Source organism: Ferruginibacter sp., from assembly GCF_014377975.1.
Taxonomy (GTDB): Bacteria; Bacteroidota; Bacteroidia; order Chitinophagales; family Chitinophagaceae; genus Ferruginibacter.
The window spans coordinates 1-16,145 of sequence record NZ_JACMOO010000040.1; the positions used below are offsets into that span (position 1 = coordinate 1).

14 protein-coding genes and 2 tRNA genes are annotated in these 16,145 nt (G+C 38.0%); 8 read left to right on the forward strand and 8 right to left on the reverse strand.

Annotation, left to right across the window (positions count from 1 at the left end; all coding sequences use genetic code 11):
- The 4 genes from H7254_RS02640 to H7254_RS02655 form a co-directional block, all read right to left on the reverse strand.
- A partial coding sequence (locus H7254_RS02640) for a hypothetical protein (protein ID WP_301931515.1) occupies positions 1-993 on the reverse strand: 993 nt, incomplete at its 3' end.
- Positions 994-1,966: 973 nt separating this feature from the next.
- A complete protein-coding gene (locus H7254_RS02645) occupies positions 1,967-2,482 on the reverse strand; it encodes a site-specific integrase (RefSeq protein WP_301931516.1) in 516 nt (171 codons plus the stop codon).
- A gap of 297 nt (positions 2,483-2,779) precedes the next feature.
- Positions 2,780-2,863, reverse strand: a tRNA-Leu gene (locus H7254_RS02650).
- Between the two features lie 31 nt (positions 2,864-2,894).
- Entirely contained in the window at positions 2,895-3,707 is an 813-nt protein-coding gene (locus tag H7254_RS02655; RefSeq protein WP_301931517.1) for a 2,3,4,5-tetrahydropyridine-2,6-dicarboxylate N-succinyltransferase, read from the reverse strand.
- A 236-nt stretch (positions 3,708-3,943) separates the two neighbouring features.
- Here H7254_RS02655 and H7254_RS02660 point away from each other — a divergent pair, with 236 nt between their 5' ends.
- Both H7254_RS02660 and H7254_RS02665 read left to right on the forward strand, forming a co-directional pair.
- The gene (locus tag H7254_RS02660; protein WP_301931518.1) at positions 3,944-5,095 is read left to right on the forward strand and encodes a glycosyltransferase family 1 protein; all 1,152 of its coding nucleotides are present in this window, start codon (positions 3,944-3,946) and stop codon (positions 5,093-5,095) included.
- Positions 5,092-5,664, forward strand: a complete 573-nt coding sequence (locus H7254_RS02665; RefSeq protein WP_301931519.1) for an L-threonylcarbamoyladenylate synthase — start codon at positions 5,092-5,094, stop codon at positions 5,662-5,664. The genes H7254_RS02660 and H7254_RS02665 overlap by 4 nt, the downstream gene beginning before the upstream one ends.
- A gap of 1 nt (position 5,665) precedes the next feature.
- Here the strand turns inward: H7254_RS02665 and H7254_RS02670 are convergent, their stop codons facing one another.
- Together H7254_RS02670 and H7254_RS02675 are read right to left on the reverse strand one after the other, a co-directional pair.
- Positions 5,666-6,256: a porin family protein gene (locus H7254_RS02670; RefSeq protein WP_301931520.1), complete on the reverse strand. Its 591-nt coding sequence runs from the start codon at positions 6,254-6,256 to the stop codon at positions 5,666-5,668.
- 78 nt (positions 6,257-6,334) lie between these two features.
- Entirely contained in the window at positions 6,335-7,285 is a 951-nt protein-coding gene (locus H7254_RS02675) for a hypothetical protein (protein ID WP_301931521.1), read from the reverse strand.
- Positions 7,286-7,576: 291 nt separating this feature from the next.
- On the opposite strand from H7254_RS02675, the gene H7254_RS02680 reads away from it, so the two are divergent.
- Positions 7,577-9,325 (forward strand): DEAD/DEAH box helicase, encoded by a 1,749-nt coding sequence (locus tag H7254_RS02680; RefSeq protein ID WP_301931522.1) that lies wholly within the window; start codon positions 7,577-7,579, stop codon positions 9,323-9,325.
- Positions 9,326-10,471: 1,146 nt separating this feature from the next.
- Here the strand turns inward: H7254_RS02680 and H7254_RS02685 are convergent.
- Positions 10,472-11,722: a metallophosphoesterase gene (locus H7254_RS02685; protein ID WP_301931523.1), complete on the reverse strand. Its 1,251-nt coding sequence runs from the start codon at positions 11,720-11,722 to the stop codon at positions 10,472-10,474.
- A gap of 84 nt (positions 11,723-11,806) precedes the next feature.
- Positions 11,807-12,340 carry an NADPH-dependent FMN reductase gene (locus H7254_RS02690; protein ID WP_301931524.1) on the reverse strand — a complete coding sequence of 178 codons (534 nt, stop codon included), beginning with the start codon at positions 12,338-12,340 and terminating at the stop codon, positions 11,807-11,809.
- Between the two features lie 204 nt (positions 12,341-12,544).
- Between H7254_RS02690 and H7254_RS02695 the strand changes: the two genes are divergently transcribed.
- The 5 genes from H7254_RS02695 to H7254_RS02715 all read left to right on the forward strand — a co-directional run bounded on the left by H7254_RS02695 (position 12,545) and on the right by H7254_RS02715 (position 16,143).
- Positions 12,545-13,345: a ParA family protein gene (locus H7254_RS02695; RefSeq protein WP_301921727.1), complete on the forward strand. Its 801-nt coding sequence runs from the start codon at positions 12,545-12,547 to the stop codon at positions 13,343-13,345.
- A gap of 92 nt (positions 13,346-13,437) precedes the next feature.
- A complete protein-coding gene (locus H7254_RS02700) occupies positions 13,438-14,352 on the forward strand; it encodes a ParB/RepB/Spo0J family partition protein (RefSeq protein WP_301921726.1) in 915 nt (304 codons plus the stop codon).
- Positions 14,352-14,996 carry a DUF5683 domain-containing protein gene (locus H7254_RS02705; RefSeq protein WP_301931525.1) on the forward strand — a complete coding sequence of 215 codons (645 nt, stop codon included), beginning with the start codon at positions 14,352-14,354 and terminating at the stop codon, positions 14,994-14,996. Before H7254_RS02700 ends, H7254_RS02705 begins: the two co-directional genes overlap by 1 nt.
- Positions 14,997-15,047: 51 nt before the next feature.
- On the forward strand, positions 15,048-15,773 hold the full coding sequence (gene dapB / locus H7254_RS02710; protein ID WP_301931526.1) for a 4-hydroxy-tetrahydrodipicolinate reductase: 726 nt from the start codon (positions 15,048-15,050) through the stop codon (positions 15,771-15,773).
- A gap of 297 nt (positions 15,774-16,070) precedes the next feature.
- A tRNA-Lys gene (locus H7254_RS02715) sits at positions 16,071-16,143 on the forward strand.
- Positions 16,144-16,145: the final 2 nt, after the last annotated feature.

A 16,145-nucleotide genomic window follows, 5' to 3' on the forward strand; every position in this document is an offset into this window, starting at 1 on the left:
CCAAATATTATTAATAACAGCCTGCCCGTTTATATCTAGCAATGGCGATTGGGTTTGCGATACATTTAAAACCGGGGCTTCATTTAGCTTAAGCATAATACCCAACCGGTTTTGTTGCACAAAATATTTTGTATTGGGATGGCTGATTTCGCTGGCTGAAAAACTGTTGTTGAATACAGTTGCGTTAACAGCACTTACTTTTTCTATACTATTGCCCGTAAACGAAAATTCAACCGGTAGGTTAAGTATAGAATCTCTTGCATCCTGCCCATACAGTCCTTGCGGAATGTTAACTGCTTTAGCCTTTTGTAACAATTGTAACTGGCATATAAATTTGCTTGCCGCATCGAGTATAATGCCGGCTTGGTTGGTGGTAAAATTTCCGGTTATTTGTAATGTGCCAGACGAAATTTTAAGACCTGCATATAAATCTGGCGAAGCAAAGGCGTGTAATATTTTTGCCTGCACCCATACTGAAGTTGGAATGATATTGTACATATTTAGCCTGGGAACAAATGGGGGCTGCCCGGGGAAAATATTGATGCTGATTTTAAAATACAAAACCGGTAATGGGTTGCCTTGAATAAATAAAGCAATCGATCTTTGAAGGCGGATAAAATCTATAAAAAAAGGAGGCTGTTGGTTTATTACAAAAGGCCCAACCGTATTGGATACGGTGCCCCCAAGAAATGGATTAGAACCACCGGCAATCTGCGAGCTTTTTATAACTGCTGTTCTAGCGAATACGTGAAACTGATCTGCCCCCGGGTCGCTTGCTGTTTGGTTTGAAGGCAACTGTTCATTGACAGTATCGAGGCCTGGTATATCTGCAAAATACGAAATATTGCTTAAGTCAATACGGCTGATATTATCTAAACCGATATCGTTGAAAGCCTGTTGCAGTGAGACAACTGCGTCGGCTAAATCCTGGTTTTCTTTTACAATATGCCCGGTAAGGAACTTAACCAGGGGATGGCTATTTTCTGTTGACATGTTCACGTTGTTTAATGATTATTCTGCCGGGCTGGAGAGGAAAAAATGGGGAAATGAAAAACATTCTTCACTTCATTTCGTAATAGTAATAAACTTTTTTAAACAATCCAAGTGCTAAACTATTTAATAACAGTTGGCATGTTTAATAACGAAAATAAATTTACAATGCTTTTTAAATTTTGCCGGGCAAATTGTTTAAACGGGGGGTTTGATTGTGTCGGCGGAACCTTGCAGGTTACTCCGGCCCAAATAAGTAAGTCACTTGTTTCAATTGTTTGCGGTGTAAAATTAACGGGCTCAAAAAGGGATAATTCAATGCGTCTTTAACACATCCCCTTTATAACAAATTGTTGACAACTAAAAATTATTGATTATCCCAGGATAGAATGACATCATTGTCATGAAGGCAATCTCTATCTGTTTTAAACAATTTTTAAAACTAGAAAAGGATACAATTTATTGTCAAAAGCGCAAGTGTTTTACAAAAAAGTATGAAGACATGGAGTCTGTAATAATTTCGACGTCTACTTCAAAAAGGAGGATCTTGAACTTATACTTTCAGGAGCTCTTTCACGAATTGTTGAAATGGTTGGGAAGATAAAATTATAGATTCGGCAATCTATTCATTGCTTCCAAGGCATTGGCTTTTCGATATCGATTATACGTACTGTGAACATATTTTGTTGAAGTGTGCCCCATCATTCCAGCAACTGTTGCTACGTCCGTACCTTTATCCTGTAGCAAAACTTAAAAGCTATGTCTGGCGCAAAGCCACGTGATATGCTTATTTAAGTTAGCGTCATCACAGGATTTTGCCAGCCGCTTATTCGCTCCATCTGCGGTGGTTAATTTAAATACAAGCCCAGTTTTTCTTTCACCTAAAATATTTAATGCGATGGGATGAAGGGACAGGACTAGCATTTCGTCAGTTTTTTTTACACTATTTTGACAATGCTATTTTCTTTAATATTTCCTATTTTAAGGGTTTCACATCAGCCCATCTAAAACCAGTATATAAAGAAAATACAAAGGCCTTTTTTAATTCAAAATTTAGACAAGGGGTATTTATCAACTTTTTATATTCATCTGCTTCCAGAATATCTTTTACTTTTTTATTTGATTTCGATTTTGATGCAAAACCTGCTGCGGGGCTTGATTTAAAATAGCCTTCTTTACCAGCGCCTTCCAATACACGCTTAAACCTGCTGAAATAATTGGCAGGTGTTTCCCCATTCAAATTTTCCAATAAATAGCTTCTGAATCTTTCACACAGGTGCTCATTAATTTCAATAGCAGAAATATACTCTTTACCAATAAATTTTTTGAATGAATTCTGACTTTGGCTTAGGTGCCGGTTACCTTTACGTTGATTTAACTTTACAAAATCAGCATAGTAGTCAAGAAAATTATTTTTTATTTTATGCTGAGGAATATATCCGCTGGAAATAGCCAAACGATCCAATATCATTTGTGAACGTTTTGCTTCCAAAATTTAAAGGGACTCTTTGTTATAGTTTCGCTGAATTTGGTCTTTGGGTTTAGCAAATGTAAAAACATCGGTAGACATTCGTTATTAGCTGGATTTACCCCACTCAAGGGTATAATAGACTTTTTCTTTGTTTTTGGAGAGTCTTTCTGATACATTAATATTCATACAAATCTGTGTGCCAACCTGTGAGCCAAAAATGTGCCGGAAACAATGGTATTAAGTGGGAAAAAACGGGGGGAAACAAAAGCCTTAAAATAAAAAACCCTTATAAATCAATCATTTATAAGGGTTTAGTTGTGCCCAGAACAGGATTCGAACCTGCACATCCTTGCGAACGCTGCCACCTGAAGGCAGTGCGTCTACCAATTTCGCCATCTGGGCATTTTTTTAATTGGGCTGTAAATATAACTGACTAAACCGAAACATTAAAATCTCTTAATGCATCGTTTAAACTTGTTTTTAAATCAGTAGACGGTTTGCGTTGCCCGATAATAAGCGCACAGCCAACACCGTACTCGCCCGCGGGAAATTTTTTGTTATACGTACCGGGAATTACAACACTTCTTGCTGGCACAATGCCTTTCATTTCCTTCGGCTCGCTACCGCTTACGTCAATTATTTTAGTGGATTGCGTAAGTACTACATTGGCACCCAGTACCGCTTCTTTCTCCACCCGTACACCTTCTACCACAATGCAGCGGCTTCCAATAAAACAACCATCTTCTATAATTACAGGTGATGCCTGCAATGGCTCCAGCACGCCACCAATACCCACACCACCACTCAGGTGTACTCCCTTGCCTATTTGTGCGCAACTGCCCACGGTGGCCCAGGTATCTACCATGGTACCTTCATCAACATATGCCCCGATGTTTACATAACTGGGCATCAACACTACATTCTTTGCCAGGTAAGCGCCATACCTTGCAACTGCATGCGGTACCGCCCTTACTCCCAGCGACGCATACCCGCTTTTTAATTTCATTTTATCATAAAATTCAAAGGGCGGCAAATTATAGGTTTGCATTTGCTGTATGCCAAAATACATTAGTATGGCTTGTTTTACCCATTCGTTTACCTGCCAGCCCTGTTCTGTTGGCGACGCAGTTCTTAACCTGCCTTTATCCACTTCTTCAATAACTGTTCTTACTGCATCTGCATAAATTTCTTCCTTCAGTAGTTCCCTGTTGGCCCATGCTGTCAATATCAGTTCCTTTAATTCCATTGTAGTTGGTTGCTTTTAAATTATTTTGGTTTACTTATTGTTTTACCTGTAATAATTGCAGTAATGTAAAATACGCAACTGGTGTTAAAACAAATCAGGACTGCGCAAGATACAAAAAGAATAAAAAGAATGCTACCGGATTTTTTAAATATTACCAACCTCATAATCATTGAACAGTCTTTGTTTTTAAAAGGGTTTATTTATCTTGCGTGTCATTTACGTAGCAATATACTAGTATGAATATAGGGTATGATGGAAAAAGAGCTTATCAAAATAAAACCGGCTTAGGTAATTATATCCGTTCGCTGATAGCGATTCTTACACAGCATTATCCACAACACAACTACACTTTATTTGCTCCCAAACAAACTACCCTGTTTGATGCATCAGCCTTTAAAAATGTACACACCGTATTTCCTGAAACCTTTACCGGTAAACAGTTTCCTGGCTGGTGGCGGCGAAGGGGCGTAGTAAAAGCTATTGCAGGTTCCGATGTGGATATATACCATGGCGTTAGCAATGAACTGCCTGTACACATTGAACGCACCGGTGTAAAAACGGTGGTAACGGTACATGATATTATTTTTGAACGGTTTCCCAAAACCTATCATTTTGATGAACGCTATGTACACAGGCATAAAATAAAACAGGCCTGCAAAACAGCCGATGCGGTAATTGCTATCAGCAAACAAACAAAGGCTGACCTGGTTAATTTTTACCAGGTTCCGGAAAATAAAATATTTATCAGTTACCAAAGTTGTAATCCTGTTTTTCAGCAAACCATTTCTGCAGAATACAAGGCCATTGTAAAAAAAAGATATCATTTACCCAATCAGTATTTTTTATTTGTAAGTTCTATTGCACCGCGGAAAAACCTGGTATTAATTTGTAAAGCCATGATATTGCTGAAAGATAAAATGGATATTCCGCTGGTGGTTATTGGAGATGGCAAAAAAGAAAAGGAAGAAGTAAAAAAACTGATGCAGGAAAATGGGATGGGCAACAGGCTTATTTTAATGAACGAAATGCTTGTATCCAAAGAAGCCGCTTTTACAACGGCGGCAGATTTCCCTGCTATTTATCAGCAGGCTCTGGCGTTGGTATACCCTTCTATATTTGAAGGCTTCGGTGCTCCCCTGCTGGAAGCTTTATGGAGCGGCCTGCCCGTAATAAGCAGCAATACCAGCAGCCTGCCTGAAGTAGCCGGCGATGCTGCTTTGTATTTTTCACCTGATAACGCTGAAGAGCTTGCCCATCAGATGTTACAGGTTGCAGGCAACAGCGGTGTAGCAATCAATTTACGCAACAAAGGTTTTGAACAGGCTCAGCATTTTACTACACAAAAATATGCAGACAGTATTATGCATGTATACCAGCAAATAATATGATTGATTTTTTAAACGATATAAGCAATTGCTTATCTGTATTACAAGATGGTGGTATCATTTTGTATCCCACCGATACCATCTGGGGCATTGGATGTGATGCCACCAATGAAACTGCAGTAGCTAAAATTTTTGTACTAAAAAAAAGAGCCGAAGAAAAAAGTATGATTGTTTTAATGGAGGATGAAAAAGACATTATTCAATACATTGCACAACCAGATTTATCTGTCATTGATTATTTGCATACTGTAACCAAACCTACCACTGTAATTTATGAGGGGGCAACCGGGTTGGCAAAAAACGTATTGAACGGCGATGGCAGTGTGGCCATCCGCATAACCCATGACCCTTTTTGTAAACACCTTATCAAAAAATTTAAAAAACCAATTGTATCCACCTCTGCTAACGTTAGCGGTTATTCGCCTCCGGCAACATTTTCTTTTATCACTGATGAAATAAAAAACGGTATTGACTATATAGTTCAACACCGCCAGGATGATTTTGTAATTGCTGCACCTTCTGCCATTATTAAATGGAACAAGAATGGAACAATGACCATTATAAGAAAATAATCTATAAAAATGCAAACCCTATTCCCAGTTGAAAACTCTGACTCTTCCACAAATCTTTGGTATCAATATCATTAATATTAGTAAGGCCAATTGCATATCTTCCATAAATTCTGAAATGAGCTATCTTTAATTGCACACCGGCCAACATGCTAAAATCGCCTTTCCTAAATGCATCTTTCCCATTTTGAACAAGTTTTTCATTTTGAGAAATTAATATACCAAACTGCGGACCAGCCTGTATTGTAAAGAATTTATTTACCTTATAATCCAGTAATACCGGAATGCTTAAATAACTTAATTTAATGTTTAAAATTTTATTGGGATTTAAGGAAGTATAAATTTTACTAAACAGGCTGCTGGTATCTGTATTGATCTGGTTAAATAAAACTTCCGGCTGAATGGCAAATTTGCTCCCTAAACCAATTTCTGTAAAGGCACCCAGATGATAACCATAATTAAATTGGTCACTAAAAGATTTTCCTGAAATCTTGTTAATGTTGGTACCAACTTTAATACCAAGATGAATACTTTGAGCCCGGGCAGTTGAAAATATCAGGACTGCCATAGCAAGGAATAAAAGTTTTATTTTCATGGTTATAAATTTAACACATAATAATCCAACTATGTACCAATAGCAAATTCTTTTAAATAATTATTTGTTAATGAATGTTTACTTAAAAGAGTAACTCATGGTTACTGTAAAATATTTTGCCAATTTATTGTCTGGCGTTGCAGGTAAATAATAATCAAAATAACCTTGCGGTTCAATAGCAAATTTACCAACAACATAACTGGCATCCAAACTAAGCCCCAACGACTCTGCCTGAAATTTAGTGTTTTCAAACTTTGGCAACCTGCCTCTTTTATTCAAAAAATTTGCAAGGTTAACTACATTGGTTTTGTGTTTAAAAGTCAGTTTACTTTTGCCCATATTCATCATTAGTGAGGAGATGAAAGTAATACCATCCTTTTTATTAAAAACTTCCTGCCATTTAAATTCATGCGAAACGGATACCATCAAAGCAAAGGATTTTAGCCGGGTGTAAATTGAATCATACGATGATCTTATCCGTTTTACATCGCCATATTCACCACTTGAATAATCTGCCGCTATCCCCGGCCTTATCCATGTTTTTTTATAAACATACGCAGCATAAAAATCATTGTGTACGGGAGAAGTATAAGACGAAAATATATCATTCACAAAAATATGAGTGTAGGTAACCGCTAAGTCGGTATTGCTGTTTTCTGGTAATTCGTAACCGGCAGAAAGGGAGGATTGTTTGATGCCAAATCCCTTTTTTTTATCATTTAATAAATTTATACCGCCTGAAAAATATAAACCACTTTTACGATAATACAACAAAGAGGGTGAATAAATAAATGTAGCTGCAGGACTAAATTTTGAATTAAGTGCCTTATTCTGAACATTAAATATGCGGTTTCCGATACCAACATTCATGGCAAAATAACTGGTGGATTTTTCTGAATCACTCAATAAATCTATCAGGTCTTTTAGTATTTCTGTTGAATCTTTATCGGCAGGTTCAACAGGTTTTGTTTGAGAATAGTTTTTTACAGATAAAATCAAAAAGACAATAAGCAGTAATATTTTTTGCATTTGCTCAAAAAGTTTGTACTAAAAGCTGAAGGCTATAAAAAGAATTTAAGTTTACACAACGTGCAAGATACATATCTGCATGTAACCGAAACTACATAAACGATGGATAATTGATTTAATTGTAATTGGATAGATTAAAATCATTAGCTTCGCGAAATTATTTATAACGAGTATTGCATGAAATGCCCGCAAGGCTGTTGAATTTAGAATTTACTTTAACTTTTAAACGTAGAATTAAGTAGTATAACAACAGAAGTATAGCATATCATGTAAACCATAAAAAAAATTTACATGAATGCATTTGAAGCCTTAGGCTTAAACGAACAATTAGTACAGGCAATTATAGATCTGGGGTTTAGTACTCCAACTCCCATCCAGGAACAGGCAATCCCCATTTTATTATCAGGCACTACAGATTTTGTAGGATTGGCGCAAACAGGAACTGGCAAAACAGCTGCTTTTGGTCTTCCATTATTACACCTTATCAATATTTCAGAAAGACATCCGCAGGCATTGATCGTTTGCCCAACAAGAGAATTGTGTTTGCAAATTACCAACGACCTGGCGAGTTATACAAAACATACCAGGGGTCTTTTTACAGAAGCTGTGTATGGCGGTGCTTCTATCACCATGCAGATTAGAAATTTAAAAAGAGGCGTTCACATTGTTGTAGCCACTCCCGGAAGATTAATTGACCTGATAGAACGTAAAGCAATTGACCTGCAAAAAGTAAAATATGTAGTGTTGGATGAAGCAGATGAAATGCTGAACATGGGCTTTAGAGATGATATTGATTTTGTATTAAAAAATACCATCAACAGAGAAAGCATTTGGTTATTCAGTGCTACCATGCCACCGGAAGTAAGGGCCATTGCCAAAAACTTTATGACCTCTCCCAAAGAAATTACGGTAGGTAAAAAGAACAGTGGCAATGTAAATATTGATCACCAGTTTTTTATTGTAGCAGCTCATCAACGGTACGAAACTTTAAAACGTTATATAGATTTTAACCCCGGCATGTATGGTATTATTTTTACCCGTACTAAATTAGATGCGCAGGATATTGCTGAAAAATTAGTAAGGGAAGGATATGAAATTGAGGCGTTGCATGGTGATCTTACCCAGCAGCAAAGAGATAAAGTAATGGGTCGTTTTCGCCAAAAACATTTACAACTGCTAATTGCCACCGACGTAGCAGCAAGAGGTATTGATGTGGAGGGTATCACGCATGTAATTAATTATGAATTGCCGGATGATATGGAAGTGTATACTCACCGCAGCGGTCGTACGGCAAGAGCCGGCAAAACAGGTATCTGTATTTCAATTTGCCATAGCCGTGAAAGTTTTAAGATAAAACAACTGGAACGCATGGTAAATGCCCAGTTTCATAAATTAGACGTGCCGAGCGGCAAAGACGTTTGCCGCAAACAGTTTTTTCATTTCATGGATAAATTAATGCAGGCCGATATTTCCAGTGGCGATTATGAAACTTATATAACCGACCTGCAGGAAAAATTTGCTGATGTTAGCAAGGAAGAAGTATTGCAGAGAGTAGCCGCTTTAGAGTTTAATCATTTTTTGAAATACTATGAAAATGCACCGGATCTAAACTCCAATCTGCGTGGCTCCGACATCAGGGGTGGAGAAAGAAGAGACGCAGGCAACAGGGAAACCGGCAACAGAGATGGCAGCAGAAAAGAAAGAGGTAATTTTCAACATGACAGTGGTTATACAAGATTGTTTGTTAATCTGGGTACCAAAGACGGTTTCTATAAGGCAAGTTTTTTACAATTTATTTTGGATGAAAGCAATTTAAATAAAGAAGTACTGGGGCGGATTGATATGAAAGAAATGAACAGTTGGGTAGAAGTTGATAAAGCTGCTGCCGGCCAGATGATAAAAAATATTGACGGTAAAAAACACAATGGCAGACAAGTGAGAATGAACGAAGCCGATGGCGGTTTTAAAAGGCCCACAGACGAAGTAAGAAGCGACCGCACCGAAGGAAGAAAAAGAATTCCTTTGAGGGATAAAAGATAAAAATAAAAATTTAAAAAAATGCCGGTTTAAAACCGGCATTTTTATTTTCATATACTTATCTGTAACTCACCTTGCACAAAATAAATAATATCCTTTCCCAATAAAAGCATCTGACTATAAAACTCGTTGTAGCTCTGAAATTTTAATGGCGGGTCAACTACTTTCATGGTATATTCTGCAAATATTTTAGATCCTTGTACTGGTGTTGGCGGTGAAGTGAGGTTGGCCTTTATTCTAAAAAAATTGCCCATTTTCCTGATGGCTGAAAAAAAAATTGTTCCGTTTTCTGTTAACTGTGTAAAAGCATGGGAAACAGTTCATGGCTAAAAAACTGCACTACCTGCTGTTAAATTGTGTTTGTTTTCACCAACCTAAAAAAGATATTGACCTTGACCGATGAAAAATATTTCGTCCTGATGTGTATGAACGTGGAGTAGTAGTCTACGCTTTTCGTGAACTGTGTATTCATAAATTGCCAGGTCTCCGTTTGTCTCCTTTTGCGAAACTTTAATGTCGTCAGGGCTTTTCTCCTTTCATTGGGAGTAAAAAAATTTTACAGGTTATACCATGTAACAACAGTTTTAAACTCAAATTTTGTAAACCCTGCAAATTGTTAGAATGTGTTCAATGAGGTTGCCACCAACGTTAGTGGTTTGTGTCAGGCAGGTAATACATGTTCTTTATGCCCAAAACAAACGCTCATTTATTTACTGAAGATGATCTTCATAAAAAAATGCCAGCCTCTATTCTTCAAGCCCAAAAAGCAAATAAAGAAATGCCTCCTTCTGAAAAAAGTTGACTCTTTAATAGTTCCCAGTTACCCTGTAAGCAACCTTCACCGCCAAACCGTTTGCATGCTGCTATGCTTTCATGAGCAGAGTGATGAACGTTGTAACAAGTGCGCTTTTAAGGGCCGAAGGTATAGTGAAGTGGCTATGAAGTCCGATAATTGCAAAGTGATGCAAAAAGAAACGATGCACATGATTGTTTCAATAAAGTGGACTTTCATTAAAAATTGGTAGAAGTCTTACCTGCATTTTGGATAAGGCACCAGTTGATCAAAAATAAAATGTACAAATGTGCGACGCCTCTGAAGGTGCACAAAGCTGCTGTATTGGCCCGGACAAAAAATATTTTTGAAAAAAATTACACCAGTTCAATCACAGTGATCTCTGGTAAAACACCTACCCTTCCTGGGTAACCTATAAATCCAAAGCCGCGGTTTACGTATAATTTTTGTTGTACCTGTTCGTATAATCCTGCCCATTGTTTGTACATGTATTGTACGGGACTCCATTTAAAACCGGGTATATCAACACCAAACTGCATACCATGTGTATGGCCGCTCAGCATTAAATCTACAGCGGGATAATGGGTAATCACCTGCCCCTCCCAATGACTGGGATCATGACTCATCAATATTTTAAAGGGATATTTTTCTGCCCCCGGGTAGGCCAGGTCCATACGGCCATGTTTGGGAAACCTTGCTTTGTTACTCCAGTTTTCAATACCGATCAATGCAATCTGTTCTCCATTTCTTTCCAGCGCCACATGTTCATTCATTAGTAATTTCCAGCCCAGCTGGGCGTGTACTTTTTTTAAATTCTCCAGGTTTTGTTCTTTGGTAATACCGTTATCAGGCCAGTTTACATAATCGCCGTAGTCGTGGTTGCCCAGTGTAGAATACACACCCATCGGCGCTTTCAGCAAACTGAACACGTCTAAATACTCATCCATTTCAGTTGCCCGATCGTTCACCAGATCGCCGGTAAATAATATGATATCGGCCTTTTCTTTTAAAATTTCATTTACGCCATGCAGCACGGCCTGTTTATCTGTAAAGCTTCCGCTGTGTATATCGCTGATGTGCAATACCCGCATTCCTTTAAAGCCTGCAGGCAAATTATCAAAGGCTATTTGTACCCGCTTTACATCGTACTTGTATTTATTACCAAAGCCGTACACCAGGCTGCCAAACAAAGTGGAACCCACACCCAAACCTAGCCAGCTTAAAAAAACGGAGCGGCTGATACCGTCGCTGCTCATGGTGCTGATTTCAGTATTGCGGTAAAATAATTTGCCGGCGGCCCATTGAATCACCCTTCGGATATCATCTGCCAAAAAGAAAATTATAGCGGTAAATTTTGCCAGAAATAAGCCTATGATGGTGGCAAATAAATACGTTCTTACCAGCTTTGGTAAAAAATGCTGACTACTAAAAGTAAATAGTAAAAACCCCACTACCGCCAGTACAGAAATGGACCAATAGGTAAAATAAACAATGGTTTTTATTTTTGGAGAAGCAGATTGGGTAACTGTTTTAAGCGCCTGAAAAACGTAAATATCCAGCAGCAACATAACCGCAATAAAAATAAATGCACCAAAAGGTGAACGCATATCAAAGTATTAAAATATAAAAAATGAAGTTAGTGCATTTTAAAAAAAGCACTTGTTAATTTGCTGGACGTAGCAATGTCTTTTTTATTTTAATCCCTGTTTATTATTTGTATCCTCCCCCCAGGCAATAAATTCGTCGAGCTGGTGGTGAATCGATTTTAAGGTATTGTGGTCGGTTATATTTCCGGTTTCATCCATCAACGTATCAATTACCGAAATGGGCAACTGGTTGGGGTGGACAGTAATTTTCAGATAATTAAGTATGGCAGATAAATGATCATTGCCCCTTAGATTACCCGCCCTGCCACTGCTGATGCCGGAAATCAGTGCCTTTTTATTCCACCATATCCGGTGTGTTTTACAGGAGTCAAACAACATTTTTAATACACCGGGTATACTGCCATTGTATTCTGGCGAAATAAAAATATATTTAGTGGTGGGTATCAAAACAGTATTTTCAATTGTTTCAAAATGTGCATTCCTGGTGTAGGTGTTCAGGTCTGCCAGCGATAATATCCCTGCTTCTATGCCTTTTGTTTGTAAGATGGCCTGGTATTGCATGGCTACTTTTAATGTATTGCTGCCTAACCGGTTAGTGCCTGAAATAATGGTGTACATATATAATTTTACTGTCTCAAAGATGTTACCTTAACAACTAAGGTATGTGTTTGTTGTACAATTTTATGCTGAATGCGTAAATTTGGCAGCCTGTAAACAGATTTGCCGTTTGCGGTTGAATTTCAAACAGTACCTTTGACAATCTTAAAAAAAAATTGTTCAGGCATCATCAAAAATAACAGGTTTGTTTACAGAAATTAAGATATGGCAAGAATAATAGGCATTGCGAATCAAAAAGGTGGCGTGGGCAAAACTACCACTGCCATTAACCTGGCTGCAAGTTTAGCAGTATTGGAATACAAAACCTTACTGGTAGACGCAGACCCACAGGCCAATAGTACCACTGGTATTGGGTTTGACTTGCACAATGTTACCAACAGTTTGTACGATTGCATGGTAAATGAAACCCTTGCTAAAGATGTGCTGCTAAAAACGGACGTACCAAATCTTGATCTCATCCCCTCGCACATTGACCTGGTGGGTGCTGAAATTGAAATGATCAATTACCCTAACCGGGAAGGTGTGTTAAAGAAAATTTTAGAACCTCTAAGGGATGAGTATGATTTTATTGTGATTGATTGTTCTCCTTCGCTCGGCCTGATAACTGTGAATGCATTGGTGGCTGCAGACAGTGTGGTAGTACCGGTACAAACAGAATTTTTTGCATTGGAAGGGCTGGGCAAATTATTAAACACTATTAAGATAGTTCAAAACAGGTTAAACACCGAGTTACAGATAGAAGGTATTTTAATGACGATGTACGACGGACGTCTGCGTTTGTGCAACCAGGTAGTGTCGGAAGTAAGAAGACATTTTGATGAAATGGTTTTTACCAGCATCATACACCGCAACACCAAATTGAGTGAAGCACCCAGCTTTGGAAAGCCCGTTATTTTGTACGATTCAGAAAGCAAGGGCAGTGTAAACTACCTGAACCTGGCAAAAGAAATATTACAAAAAAATAATCTTACAAAAATTAAACAGGAAGATCGTATAATTAGCTAATTAGCTGATGTGCAGACAGGCTGGTGATAAAATGAAAGCTTTTTAATTCCTTGCTTTTCACATTTTCCAATTTTCATATTTTCACATTTATTATGACCCAACCAAATAAAAAAGACGCTCTTGGTAAAGGCATCCGTAGTTTATTGCAAAATATAGACGCTGATCTTAAAAGCACAGCTGGTAATTTAAAAACGGAGATTGTAGAAAAATCTACCGGTGTTAACCGCATCCCTTTAGAGCAGATAGAAATAAATCCAAAGCAACCCCGTAAGGATTTTGATGAAACATCGCTGAGTGAACTGGCAGCTTCTTTAAAACTGCACGACATTATTCAACCACTTACCGTAAGTAAATTACCCTCTGGTAAATACAGGCTGATAGCGGGTGAACGCCGTTTCAGGGCAGCTAAAATTGCGGGATTAAAAGATGTGCCGGTGTATGTACGCCAGGCAAATGACGGAGAGTTACTGGAACTGGCTTTACTGGAAAATTTACAAAGAGAAAATTTAAATGCCATAGAAATTGCCCTTAGCTACAAACGTTTAATGGACGAACTGGATTACACCCAGGAGCAGGTAGCCGAACGAATGGGTAAGGAGCGCAGTACAGTTACCAATTATATCCGCCTGCTGAAATTACCGCCCGATATACAGATTGCGGTACGTACTGCCGTAATTTCCATGGGCCATGCAAGGGCACTGATTAATGTGGATATGATAGATAAACAACTGTTTATTTTTGCTGAAATAAAAAACAAAGAATTATCTGTAAGGCAAACAGAAGACCTTGTACGCAATATGTACACTGGCGGTACTGCTGTTAAAAATTCGGTAAAAGCAACCCTGCCTCCTGCGTTTAAAAAGATAGAAGATAATTTAGCGTCTCAGTTTAATACCAAGGTTAAGCTGGTACACAATAAAAAAGGGTATGGTGCCGTAACCTTCGAATATTATTCGCTGGATGAATTAAACGGCCTGCTCGAAAAATTGAACATTAAAGTAAGTTGATGCAAAAACGATTGGCAATATTTTTTTTACTGTTTTTTTGTGTTGGTTATTTTGCCGTTGATGCGCAAATAAAATCAGACAGCGTTGTAAAAAAGGGCGGTCTTGTTAAAAAAGAAAGTGTTACAAAAAAAGAAAAAATATACGACAGCACCGGCAAAGAAATCAAAGTGTTTAACCCTCGTACCGCAACGCTGCGTTCGGCCATGATACCAGGCTGGGGCCAGATATACAATAAAAAATATTGGAAATTGCCACTCGTATATGGCGCATTGGGTACTACTGCCTACGTGTTTTTTTACAATGTAAAAACCTATAAATTATTACGGCTGGCTTATTTGTATAAGACTGATAAAGATTCATTAAATGATCTTTTAATTGATCCGCGATTCAAGAATCTTTCCGCAAATTCAATAAAACTTTACCGCAATTCCTTTCGTCAAAATGTAGATTATTCAGTTTTATTTTTTATCGTTTTCTGGGGATTAAATGTATTAGATGCTACCGTGGATGCACAGTTAAAAGCTTTTAATGTAAATGATAACCTTAGTTTAAAAATATCACCAGGCTTTAGCCCGATGGCCAATACCACCGGGCTGAGCCTGGTATTTGACATACACTCAAAAACAATCAGGGGCGCTAAATAATTATATTGCCCTTTAAATTTATACTGCAGATACTCATCCAATAACACTATTATGAAAAAATTAAAAATTGCGCTGATTGGTTATGGTAAAATGGGCAAAGCAATAGAAGAAATTGCCCTGCAGCGGGGCCATACCATTGTGTTGAAAATAGACATCAATACCATGGATCAGTTTACAAAGGAAAATCTGGTTCAATGTGATGTGGCCATAGAGTTTACCAGTCCGCACAGTGCGGTGGAAAATATCATTACCTGTTTGCGAGCAGGTATAGCTATTATAAGTGGCAGCACCGGCTGGCTGGATCGCTGGGAGGAAGTTAAAACCGTTTGCGGTCAGCAACAGGGCGCATTGCTGTATGCCAGTAACTACAGCGTGGGCGTAAATATTTTTTTTGAAGTAAATAAGCGCCTGGCGCAACTGATGAACCAGCATCCGGATTATGAAGTAAGTATGACCGAGATTCATCATACAGAAAAAAAAGACGCACCCAGCGGAACAGCGATTACATTGGCAGAACAAATTCTGGAAAATATCGGCCGCAAAAAACAATGGGTTAACCAGCAAAGCCTTTCGCCGGGCAACCTCTCCATCATTAGTGAAAGAATTGATCCTGCACCTGGTACCCACATTGTAAAATACAGTTCGCCTATTGACGATATTGAAATCACTCATACTGCGCATAGCCGCAAAGGTTTTGCCACTGGTGCCGTATTGGCGGCAGAATTTTTACAGGGTAAGAAAGGTATCTTTAGCATGAAAGATGTATTGGGGTTTTAGATTTTGACACGGCTGTTGTAAGAATAATAAAAATATTTTTACCCATTTAATAAAAATAATTGTGGGGTAATATTTTTACGCTCTTTTCAAATACAAGGTGACAAAGGCTTTACATGTCATGCAGCAATTAAATGATCATACATAAAGTTGAAACGCCGGTTTAAAAGTAGAAATAGATTTATTTTTTTTTAAAAAAAGTTTGCCCTAATATGTTTTTGCCTTACTTTTGCAGTCCATTAATAAAAAAGGTGAAAACAATTGATAATCATCTTAGTTGCAGAGTATTAAAATATTAATGAATTGGTAGCTCAGTTGGTAGAGCAATACACTTTTAATGTATGGGTCCTGGGTTCGAGTCCCAGCCAGTTCACA

Bases quoted from the DNA above. Each gene is read 5' to 3' on its own strand.
- H7254_RS02700 (WP_301921726.1), top strand. From the start codon at position 13,438: ATGACCCAACCAAATAAAAAAGACGCTCTTGGTAAAGGCATCCGTAGT.
- H7254_RS02655 (WP_301931517.1), bottom strand. From the start codon at position 3,707: ATGGAATTAAAGGAACTGATATTGACAGCATGGGCCAACAGGGAACTA.
- H7254_RS02660 (WP_301931518.1), top strand. From the start codon at position 3,944: ATGAATATAGGGTATGATGGAAAAAGAGCTTATCAAAATAAAACCGGC.
- H7254_RS02705 (WP_301931525.1), top strand. From the start codon at position 14,352: ATGCAAAAACGATTGGCAATATTTTTTTTACTGTTTTTTTGTGTTGGT.
- H7254_RS02675 (WP_301931521.1), bottom strand. From the start codon at position 7,285: ATGCAAAAAATATTACTGCTTATTGTCTTTTTGATTTTATCTGTAAAA.
- H7254_RS02665 (WP_301931519.1), top strand. From the start codon at position 5,092: ATGATTGATTTTTTAAACGATATAAGCAATTGCTTATCTGTATTACAA.
- H7254_RS02690 (WP_301931524.1), bottom strand. From the start codon at position 12,340: ATGTACACCATTATTTCAGGCACTAACCGGTTAGGCAGCAATACATTA.
- H7254_RS02680 (WP_301931522.1), top strand. From the start codon at position 7,577: ATGAATGCATTTGAAGCCTTAGGCTTAAACGAACAATTAGTACAGGCA.
- H7254_RS02685 (WP_301931523.1), bottom strand. From the start codon at position 11,722: ATGCGTTCACCTTTTGGTGCATTTATTTTTATTGCGGTTATGTTGCTG.
- H7254_RS02695 (WP_301921727.1), top strand. From the start codon at position 12,545: ATGGCAAGAATAATAGGCATTGCGAATCAAAAAGGTGGCGTGGGCAAA.
- H7254_RS02670 (WP_301931520.1), bottom strand. From the start codon at position 6,256: ATGAAAATAAAACTTTTATTCCTTGCTATGGCAGTCCTGATATTTTCA.
- dapB (WP_301931526.1), top strand. From the start codon at position 15,048: ATGAAAAAATTAAAAATTGCGCTGATTGGTTATGGTAAAATGGGCAAA.